Origin of the sequence: Intrasporangium sp. (assembly GCF_035280925.1) — a bacterium.
In the GTDB taxonomy this organism is placed as follows: domain Bacteria; phylum Actinomycetota; class Actinomycetes; order Actinomycetales; family Dermatophilaceae; genus Intrasporangium.
Window position 1 is genome coordinate 1 of sequence record NZ_DATEEY010000117.1, and the last position, 8,708, is coordinate 8,708.

Sequence of the window (8,708 nt, forward strand, 5' to 3'; positions counted from 1 at the left end):
GATGCCCTGGAGTGGACGACGACCCAGCCGGTCGAGTTCAGCGACCCGCGGGTCGGGCAGATCGTCGATGCCGCCAAGGCGGGGAGCAGGCTGCTGCTCGTCACCTCGCACCGGCGCGAGTCGTGGGGCGACCGGATGACCCAGTCGATGGGCGCGATCCGAGACCTCGCCGTGGCCAACCCCGACGTGCTCGTCCTGCTGCCGATGCACCGCAACCCCATCGTCCGCGATGTGATCGAGCCGATGCTCGGGCCCCTCGAGAACGTCACGCTGACCGAGCCGCTCGAGTACCACCAGTTCGCGCACGTCCTCGCGGCCTCCAACGTCGTGCTCACCGACTCCGGTGGAGTGCAGGAGGAGGCGCCGAGCCTCGGCAAGCCGGTGCTCGTCATGCGCGACACGACCGAGCGCCCCGAGGCGGTCTCGGCGGGGACGGTCCGGCTCGTCGGCACCGACGCGGAAACGATCCGCACCTCCGTGCAGACGCTCTTCGACGACGAGCGCGCCTACGAGGCGATGGCCAACGCCGTCAACCCCTATGGGGACGGCAGGGCCGCCAAGCGCTGCGTCGCTGCGATCGCGGCCCTGCTCGGTGTCGGGGAGCGGGAGCCCGACTTCGGCTCCCCCGACCCGACCCGACCCTGAGGACGCACCTTGACAGAGGAACGCCACCGCCCGCCGGCCCGCCGTCTCGTCGCGTCGTACTGCTTCCCGCCCTACAGCGACGTCTCCGCAGTCGTCGCCGCCAAGCGGGTCCGCGAGCGCAACGAGCCGGTCGACGTCGTCCAGAACGCCATGGACAGCATCCGTTCATCGGATGAGGAGCTGACGGAGATCGCCGGTGATCTCGTGCACCGGCGGGTTGCACTGCCGTCGAAGACCGCGTTCAGCAGCTGGACCTCAATCTTCGAGTTCCAGCGGATGGGCCTGGAGGTCGTGTCTCAGTGGGAGCGGGAGCAGGGTCGACCCTACGAATCCGTCTACAGCCGTGCACAATTTGCGGCCTCTCACTTCCTCGCCGCACGCGTCAAACTATCGCGTCCACAGCTCACGTGGGACGCGGAGTTCTCCGATCCTCTGTCGCACGACGTCCTGGGCAAGGAACGGTCCGCGCCGGCCGAGGACGACGAGCTGTTGGAGCTACTCCGCCGGGCCATCGAGGGCGCGGGCTTCAGGCCGCCGAGCGGTGTGAACGCACTCGAGTGGTGCGAGGTCGTGGCGTTCGCCTTTGCCGACTCCATCACCTTCACCAACCCGTACCAACGCGACTTCATGCTCGAGCACTGCGCTGACCCTGCCCTCGCTGCGCGAGTGGAGGGCATTGCGACCGTTTCGCCTCACCCGACCCTGCCGCGGCAGTTCTACTCGATGGGTCACACGGACCTGTCGCTCGAGGAAGGCCGATTCCACATCGGCTATTTCGGCAACTTCTATGCGAACAGGGGGATCGGCCGCGTCGTCGACGCACTGGGCCTGTTGGGCGAGAACGTTCGCGACCGGCTGCGGCTGCACATCTTCACGGCCCAGACGGAGGAGGTCCAGGAGACGGTTGACGACGCGGGCCTCGACGGGGTCGTCAGGGTTGGTCCCTTCGTAGGGTTCCTGGAGTTCCTCACCCTGTGTGATCGCATGGACCTGCTCCTCGTCACCGATGCGGTGTCACCGCCCGGTGGGACGAACCCCTTCCTGCCGTCCAAGTGGAGCGACTACAAGGGCAGCGTCACCCCGGTGTGGGGGATCGTCGAGGAAGACAGCGCCCTTGACGAGCAGGCACTCGACTTCCGCACGCCGGTCGAGCACACGAGCGCGGCCGCCCAGCTGCTTGCGCGCCTCGCCTCACGATGAGCGATTCAGGGCCAGGGCTTCAGGGCGGGGCTTCAGGGCGGGGGCTTCATGGCCGAGGGATCCGGGCGGGACGTCATCGCCAGAGTCCGCGGGTGTCGATGACCTTCTTGCCCTCCAGGTCGCCCAGCGTCAGGTGCTTGAACGCGTGATGGTCCACGAGGAGCAGGACGACGTCGGCTTCGTGCACGGCATAGGACACCTCGGCCGCGAACACGTTGGCGCGGCCGTGGAGAGACTTCGGCAGCGCGGTGACGTGCGGCTCGACGGCGAGGATGGTCGCGCCGGGTAGGTCATTGGCGAGCTGCTCGGTGATCCCGAGAGCCGGGGACTCGCGCAGGTCATCGATGTCGGCCTTGAACGCCAGCCCGAGGCAGGCGATCGTCGCGTTCTCGCCGTCCGGGCCGGCTCCAAGCTCGGAGAGCGCACCCTTGACCTTGCTGACGATGGTGTGCGGTCGGGCGTCGTTGGTCTCCCGGGCGGTTCGGATCAAGCGGGCGCGCTCTGGGGCCGACGCGACGATGAACCACGGGTCGACGGCGATGCAGTGGCCACCGACGCCGGGACCAGGGTTGAGGATGTTGACCCGGGGATGGCGGTTGGCCAGGCGGATGACCTCCCACACGTCGAGGCCCAGCTCTTCGCAGATCTCGGCGAGCTCGTTGGCAAAGGCGATGTTGACGTCGCGGAAGGAGTTCTCCGTCAGCTTGGCCATCTCGGCCGAGGTCGCGTCGGTGAGCAGGATCTCGCCGGTGACGAACGTGCGGTAGAGCGCTGCCGCGCGCTCGGCGCAGGCCGGGGTCAGGCCGCCTACGACCCGGTCGTTGGAGAAGATCTCGACCATGATGCGCCCCGGCAGGACCCGCTCGGGGCAGTGCGCGAGGTGGACGTCGGGACGCTCGGACTGGTGGGGGAGGCGCAGGTCCGGTCGGAGCTCCGCAAGCCACTCGCTGATCTTGCGGGTGGTCCCGGGCGGGGATGTCGACTCGAGGATGACGACCTCTCCGCCGCGCAGCCGGGGAGCGATCGCCTCGGTCGCGGAACGGATGTAGGACAGATCCGGCTCGTGGTCGCCCTTGAACGGGGTCGGCACGGCGATGAGGTAGTAGGACGCCGCCGGCACTCTGGTGCTGGCCTGCAGGCGCCCGGAGGTCACCGCCTCCTCGATCGCCTCGTCGAGGTCCGGCTCGACGATCGGCACGCGGCCGGCGTTGATCTCGGACACGGTCCGCTCGTTGACGTCGACGCCGTGGACCGTCAGGCCCTGTTGGGTCAGTGCGGCACACGTGGGCAGGCCGATGTAGCCCAGGCCGATGACAGCGATTCCGTTTCTAAACATGCGGTGGTTCTCCGGGTGGAAGGGATGCGGCCTGTGGAGGCCTGATGATTCTGCCGTCCATGACGGCACAGACTGCGGCGACGAAGGCGCCGCTCTGCGTCGACCAGTCGTGATGGGCCTGCGCGTAGGCGTGGCCGCGGCGACCGAGGTCGCGGGCCAGCTCGCGGTCCTCGTGGAGACGGAGGACTGCCTCCGCCGCAGCGGCGGCATCGTCGAACGGGACGACGCAGCCGGCACCTGAGGCCTCGACGAGCTGCTCGGCGACTGGGAGAGGGGTCGTGACGACGGGGACTCCGCGAGCGAGGTACTCGTAGATCTTGGTCGGCGTCGAGTGCCGGTAGTTGGGCAGGTCTCGGAGCAGAGAGAGGCCGACGAGCGACCCCTCGACGAGGTTGAGTGCCGTCGCGTTGGGAACGAAGCCGTGGAGGCGCACATGGCCGCGAGCCGCCGCGTCGTCGAGGATCCCCCTCGTCTCCTCGTCCCGGGGTGGGCCGATGATCTCGACGGTGAGGGAGCCATCCGTGCGCTCGTGCAGAAGCCGACCCAGCTCGACCATCACCCTGGCGCCCCGAGCCACCGTCACGGAGCCCAGATACACGACCCGGTTCGAGTGGGGCAGGGGAACGCTCGCCGGAACGGATGTCGTGTTCGGCACGACGACGTGCTGCCTGCTGAACCGCTCCGCGTAGCCGGGTTCGGCGAGGATCAGGTGGCGGGAGCGCTCCGCGGCCCGCTCGAGCAGACGCACGCCCGCTGCGGCCGGGCGCCGCAGCGCAGACGGTAGCCAGCCCTTGACCTCGATGGCTGCGGCGGTGTCCTCGTGGACGTCCCAGATCAGGTGTGGGACGCGCAGGCCGGCGAGGGCCACGAGCAGTTCGGGGTCGTGGACGATCACCGCACCGTGCTGGGAAGCGAGTCGGCGAACCACCGCCCTGGCGGCTCGCGCGGCACGGAGGCGTCGACGCCCGACCGCGCGCGGCAGGTCGATCGTCGTGAGCCCAGGCGACGTGTCGGGGGAGACGCCATGGGCGCTGAAGGATGCGGCATAGGTCACGGGGATGCCGGCGTCGAGCAGGGCCGCGATCTCGCGATGACGGATGCGGGCGTCCTCGGGGTGATGCACCACCGTCACGACGAGGACCGGCTTCGTCGAGCTCATGTGGAGGGTTTCGTCGGAGGTCACGGCCGAACCGGCGGCGCCGTCGCTGGCTCGGTCTGGCCGGCTGGCTGGGTCTGGCCGGCTGGCTGGGTCTGGCCGGCCGGGGGCGAGGGAGCGGGCGGCTTGGCAGCGGGCCTCCTGACGGTGGCCTCATAGGCGGACACGACCTCCTCGGTCGGTCCGTCCATGACGAGCCGGCCCTGGTCCATCCACAGCACCCGGTCGCACGTCTCACGGATCGCCGCGTTGGAGTGGCTGACGAGGAAGACCGTGCTCGCGTCCTGGCGGATCTCCGCGATGCGGTCCCTGCTGCGCGCCTGGAAGTCGGCGTCACCAGTGGCCAGCGCCTCGTCGATCATGAGGATGTCGGGTGCCGCGGCGGTCGAGATCGCGAAGCGGAGCCGGGCCCCCATGCCAGAGGAGTAGGAGCTCATCGGCAGGTTGATGAACTCGCCGATGCCCGAGAACTCGACGATCTCCTCGTAGCGCTCACGCACCTGAGCGGGGGTCAGACCGAGGGCCAGACCGCCGATCATGACGTTGCGCTCGCCGGTGAGGCTGCTGAGCAGAACGGCATTGACGCCGAGCAGGGACGGCCGACCAGCGGACCAGACGCGCCCGCCGCTCGGCGGGATCAGCCCCGCGATGGCCCGTAAGAGGGTGCTCTTGCCGGAACCGTTGCGGCCGATGATGCCGACCGACTCGCCGTTGTGCACGACGAACGACACCTTCTTGACGGCGTGGACCTTGCGCACCCCGCCGACATGGGACCGTTTGTCGAGGATCCGCTCGAGCCAAGGCTGCTCGACGTCGGTGGAGGTGCCGCGCTTCTTCGCGCCGAACACCGTATAGACGATGTCGAGCTCCGACGCGACAACGCTCGGTTGCGTCCCTCTTGGCGTGGTGTCACTTTGCGCCATAGCGGCCCTCCCCTCGCCAGAAGAAGACGAGCCCGGCGCCAGCCAGGGCCACGGCCCAGAAGGCGCATGCGAGCCATGTCATCAGCTGCGGCTCGTACTCCGCCATGAGGCTCTCGCGGACGGCGTTGATCGGGGCGGCGAGCGGCTGGTACAGGAGAACGGCGCCGAGCACCGCGTGACCAGCGGCGTAGTGAGCGATGCTGAAGAAGACACCCGAGACATACCGCGCCAGTCGCACGACGACCGGGACGAGGTTCGCGATGTCGCGCGAGGCGTCGACGATGCGGGCCAGGATGAAGGCGAAGCCGAGGTTGATCATCGTCTGGAACAGCAGGGCCACGGGGAAGAGCAGCCACCACACCGTGACGGGCTCGCCCGTGAGCGGCATCGCGAGCATGAGCACGGCAAAGGATGGCAAGTTGCTCAGCAGCTGCGTCAGGGTCACGGAGATCGGCAGCAGAGCGCGCGGGAACTGCAGGGCCCGAACCAGACCGATGTTCCCGGTGACGGCCTTGGCACCCTGCGTCATTGAGGTTGCGGCGTACCCGAAGACGAAGATGCCGATCGTCAGGAAGCCAAGGTAGTTGTCCGTGCCGCCTCGGGTGGGCACGAGGAAGCCGAAGATGAAGTAGTACGACGCGACGAGCAGGATCGGGTTGATGACCGCCCAGAGCTGACCGAGGTAGTTGTTCTGGTTGGCCGAGTAGGCCTGGGACGACGAGAGGGCCCAGATGAGGTGCCGGTTGGCCCACAGGTCCCGGAGGTACTTGCCGAAGGGCGGCACGCTGCCGAGCTCGTTGAGGCCGGCCTCCCGGGCGAGCTTCTCGGCTTCCTCGGGTGTGAGGGCCGGCGGCAGCGGTGCCGGCGTGGCGGCCCGCAGATCCGAATCCGTCACAGTCGCTGCACCCTTTCGTTCACTGGGGTGACCCCTCGGGTGTCGAGGAGCCGCCGGGCGGCGTCGGCGAGGGCGGCGACGTCGTAACCGCTGTGATTCTGCACCAGGATGGTCAGGTCCGCGTCCTCGGTCGCCGCGAGGGGGTCATCCACCCGCTTGACGTCGCCCCCCAGGGCGCGCCAGTCCTCGACGAAGGGGTCGTGGTAGAGCACCGTCGCCCCGAGGGCCACGAGCTGGCGGGCAAGCGGCACCGCTGGGCTCTCACGCTCGTCTGCGATGTCGGGCTTGTAGGTGACGCCGAGCAGCAGCACGGTCGAACCGTTGAGCGCCTTCGCATCGTCATTGAGCGCGTCCTGGGCCCGGCGGACGACATAGCTGGGCATCGTCGAGTTGATCTCCTGGGCGAGCTCGACGAAGCGGAACGGGTAACCGAGTCGGGCCCGGACGCTGTGCGAGAGGTAGTTGGGGTCGATCGGGATGCAGTGCCCGCCCACCCCGGGGCCGGGGTAGAAGGCCTGGAACCCGAACGGCTTGGTCCGGGCGGCCGCAATGACGTCCCAGAGGTCGATGCCCAGGTCGTGGCAGAAGCGCGCCATCTCATTGACCAGGGCGATGTTGATGTGGCGGTAGGTGTTCTCCAGCAGTTTCGCGGTCTCGGCCTCGCGGGTCCCCCGGGTCGGGACGACCGTGTCGACGAATCGGCCGTAGAAGGCCCCGGCCGCTTCGGTGCACGCCGCTGTGTGGCCACCGACGACCTTGGGAGTGTTCTTCGCGCCGTACTCCCGGTTGCCCGGATCGATCCGCTCGGGTGAGAAGGCGAGGTGGAAGTCACGTCCCGCGACGAGCCCACCGGCCTCGAGCACCGGTCGCACGACCTCGTCGGTGGTCCCCGGGTACGTCGTCGACTCGAGAACCACCACCATGCCGGGCTGTAACTGACCGGCGACGGTCGCGACCGCGGCCTCCACATGGCGCAGATCCGGCCCACCATCGTCTGCGAGAGGCGTGGGCACACAGATGATGATCGCGGCGGCGTCGCTGAGCCGGCTTGGGTCGCTCGTGGCGCTGAAGCCCTGCGTCAGCATCTCGGCGACGTCACGGTCCGCCAGGTCGTCGACATGAGAGATCCCGGCGTTGAGATCAGCAACGACACTCGCGTCGATGTCGAAGCCGACGACTGAGAGCCCCGCCCGGCTCGCGGCCTGGGCGAGGGGCATGCCCACATACCCAAGGCCGATGACGGCGGCGTCTACCACTCGTTACTCCCTAGCTGCCTCTCTGGTGGGAACCCGCGACCGGCTGATGTCGCGATAGATCCCTGCGTACGTCGCGGCGGCAGCCTTCCAGGTGCGCTGCTCGGCCACCCAGTTGCGCCCCGCGGCGCCCAGGTCGGCCCTGAGCGTGGAATCATACAGCAGCCTCCCGAGGGCCTCCGACCACGAATCGGCGTCACCGGCTGCGGCCGCGAGGCCACGTGGCTCGGGATCGAGGCCGTCACCGACCAGCTCGAGCAGGGGCGCGAGGTTGCTCACGAGGACGGGGCGGGCGGTCGCCATCGCCTCAAGGGGCTTGAGCGGTGGCACGAGCTCCGTCACGGGTGTGCGGAGGCGAGGTACGCAGAAGACGTCGAGCGCTGCGTGGTGAACGTGGGCCTCGTGATGGGGCACGCGCCCGGTGAAGGTGGCACGATCCGGCCCGAGGCGATCGTGCGCCGTGCGCTGGAGCTCCGCGAGGGCCGGACCGTCGCCCACGACGAGGAGCACGAGGCGCGGGTCGTCGACGGCCGCAACGGCATCGATGAGGACGTCGATCCCCTCGTAGTCGTTGAGCGTGCTGACCATGCCGACCGCCACCGCATCGGGGGCGATGCCGAGGCGGGCGCGAAGACGGGTCGCGTCCGGCGCCGGCTCGAGGAACTCGGCCGAGACGGCATTGCCGACGAGGTTGACCTTTGCGGCTGGGATGCCACGGGCCACGATCTCGTCGACCATGGCCTGTGAGACGGCGACCACCGCGTCTGCGGCGCGCATGCAGGCCGTCTCCGCCTCCCGCGACAGCAGGTACTGGTCCGAGGCCGGGTCGCCCCCGCGGCTGCGCCATGTCTCCTCGAGGAAGCCGCGGGCCTCGTAGACCACCGGCAGGCCGAGCCGGTCGCCGGTGAGCAGCGCGACCTGACCGTTCTCGTGCTTGCTGTGCGCGTGGAGGACGTTGACGTCAAGGCGCCCGGCCAGACGTGTCAGCGCATCCGCCCCGACGCGGATGCGCTCGTGGGCCAGCACGGGCAGGCCGCGGAACGGTATGAGGCGGTGCGTCGGAATCCCCTGGTGGACGAAGTCCCGGCCGGCCGCGAAAGCGCCGCTGTCCACCGGGAACCCCAGACGCGTGACGACGTGGGCATCGATCCCCGCACCTCGTTGCGACTCGGCGATGCCCTGGGTCCGGATCGTGTACCCCGCTTGGACCTCGGGCAACGCGTTCGTCACGACGTGCAGGACTCGCAATCGACGCTCGTCCCCCGCGACGGGGGGGAGCCCCGACCGCGGTGCACGCTCG

Annotated in this window: 8 protein-coding genes; 2 read left to right on the forward strand and 6 right to left on the reverse strand. The window is 69.2% G+C overall.

Annotation, left to right across the window (positions count from 1 at the left end):
- On the forward strand, positions 1–645 hold a 645-nt coding region (locus VJN29_RS11410), incomplete at its 5' end, for a UDP-N-acetyl glucosamine 2-epimerase (protein ID WP_324143751.1).
- 9 nt (positions 646–654) lie between these two features.
- Positions 655–1,845 (forward strand): hypothetical protein, encoded by a 1,191-nt coding sequence (locus VJN29_RS11415; protein ID WP_324143752.1) that lies wholly within the window; start codon positions 655–657, stop codon positions 1,843–1,845.
- A 73-nt stretch (positions 1,846–1,918) separates the two neighbouring features.
- Here VJN29_RS11415 and wecC read toward each other — a convergent pair whose 3' ends face one another.
- The 6 genes from wecC to VJN29_RS11445 form a co-directional block, all read right to left on the reverse strand.
- On the reverse strand, positions 1,919–3,181 hold the full coding sequence (wecC, locus tag VJN29_RS11420) for a UDP-N-acetyl-D-mannosamine dehydrogenase (RefSeq protein ID WP_324143753.1): 1,263 nt from the start codon (positions 3,179–3,181) through the stop codon (positions 1,919–1,921).
- Entirely contained in the window at positions 3,174–4,340 is a 1,167-nt protein-coding gene (locus VJN29_RS11425; RefSeq protein ID WP_324143754.1) for a glycosyltransferase, read from the reverse strand. Before VJN29_RS11425 ends, wecC begins: the two co-directional genes overlap by 8 nt.
- 20 nt (positions 4,341–4,360) lie before the next feature.
- On the reverse strand, positions 4,361–5,260 hold the full coding sequence (locus VJN29_RS11430; protein ID WP_324143755.1) for an ABC transporter ATP-binding protein: 900 nt from the start codon (positions 5,258–5,260) through the stop codon (positions 4,361–4,363).
- Positions 5,247–6,155, reverse strand: a complete 909-nt coding sequence (locus tag VJN29_RS11435; protein ID WP_324143756.1) for an ABC transporter permease — start codon at positions 6,153–6,155, stop codon at positions 5,247–5,249. Before VJN29_RS11435 ends, VJN29_RS11430 begins: the two co-directional genes overlap by 14 nt.
- Positions 6,152–7,411 (reverse strand): nucleotide sugar dehydrogenase, encoded by a 1,260-nt coding sequence (locus VJN29_RS11440; RefSeq protein WP_324143757.1) that lies wholly within the window; start codon positions 7,409–7,411, stop codon positions 6,152–6,154. Before VJN29_RS11440 ends, VJN29_RS11435 begins: the two co-directional genes overlap by 4 nt.
- A 3-nt stretch (positions 7,412–7,414) precedes the next feature.
- Positions 7,415–8,708 (reverse strand): glycosyltransferase family 4 protein (locus VJN29_RS11445; protein WP_324143758.1); only part of this gene is annotated, 1,294 nt, incomplete at its 5' end.